We start from the raw sequence: 1,120 nt of genomic DNA, 5'->3' as shown, positions 1-1,120 counted from the left end.
TGTATTCACCAAATAAAAATATTCGGTATCAACAAACTTGGCACACTATTGAGTTCTCAAACAACAAACACTCTCGACACCACAATGACCGTTTCAGAAGATCACTGCTTCGCTCCGGAGCAACTTTTCCAACTTACCAGACTTCCTGATCCGATCAAAATCGGGGGAAAACCTTCAGTGAAAAGTGATTGGCTGCCGGGTAAACAATCGGTATATTCCGTGTTGTTTCCGTTCCGGCAACAGATAAAAACTATACACAGGTTTTCGGGGCTCCGCAAATCGGCAGGGCACTTTTCGCAGTGATCGTGGTTACACCGTGGGCGGCATGATCCTCGGTCCTACTTTGACACCCTGACAGTCGAGCGACCCTGCAACGGAATCGTGGCTGCATTGCCTCCGCGAGTTACAGGATCTCTGTACGTTTATGGAGCGTATCTAGGAAGACGAACTTCTTCATTGCCCACCATCGGAAGATCATGCCAAGCAACGTGCCGATAATGGGGCCGGCGATAAAGTCGGCGATTTCCTGGACGACAAAGGAAACGTGAGGTTCCGTGATTCCAAAAATCCAACGAGATACGTAAACCGGCGCCGCGGTAATTCCAATAGCTATGGTGGACATGCCGACGAATTTGATGAACTGAATACGTTTGAGGCCATGGACGACGTCCCCAAAGGTAAACCGTCGCGAGAGGTAGTAGGAGACTACGGTGGCCGCTGCATTAGCGATAAGAAAAGCTGAAGTAGGACGCGCCCCCAGGATCGTGAACTTCAGTCCGTAATTCACCGTCAGAGTCAGGAGGAAACAGAATCCTCCTATGCCCAAGAAGTACAGAGCTCTCTTTCGTTCCCGATGCAATTTTGGGCGCGATGGATCCCGTGCACCTTCATCGCTAAATGCGTTGGCTCTGCCACTCATGGGATCAAGCATAGACACCCACAGGATCGGCGGATAGAAAATTGGAACGTAATCAGGTCCGTTCTTAGCTATCTTCTCGGGTGACTTTGCACGACATGATCAGGTTGAAGCCCATAGACTTCCAGCGCTGCTTGGGTCGGACACGTTTTTGGCAGCGTCCAATGTCTTCAATGGCGGCAATGCGTTGTTATGCCCTACGGC

Annotated in this window: 2 protein-coding genes; one reads left to right on the top strand and one right to left on the bottom strand. The window is 50.4% G+C overall.

The features are described from left to right. Positions 1–303, top strand: a 303-nt coding sequence (locus ACRDT3_RS18810; RefSeq protein ID WP_431494438.1) for a hypothetical protein, incomplete at its 5' end; no start/stop codon positions are given. Positions 304–403: 100 nt separating this feature from the next. Here the strand turns inward: ACRDT3_RS18810 and ACRDT3_RS18805 are convergent. Continuing rightward, positions 404–919, bottom strand: coding sequence for a GtrA family protein (locus ACRDT3_RS18805; RefSeq protein ID WP_431494437.1), 516 nt, complete (start codon positions 917–919; stop codon positions 404–406). Positions 920–1,120 lie beyond the last annotated feature (201 nt).

Source organism: Glutamicibacter sp. (genome assembly GCF_050701915.1).
Lineage (GTDB): Bacteria > Actinomycetota > Actinomycetes > Actinomycetales > Micrococcaceae > Glutamicibacter.
Note: the sequence above shows the minus strand (reverse complement) of the source record. Positions and strands in the feature narration are given on the sequence as shown.

Bases quoted from the DNA above. Each gene is read 5' to 3' on its own strand.
- ACRDT3_RS18805 (WP_431494437.1), bottom strand. From the start codon at position 919: ATGAGTGGCAGAGCCAACGCATTTAGCGATGAAGGTGCACGGGATCCA.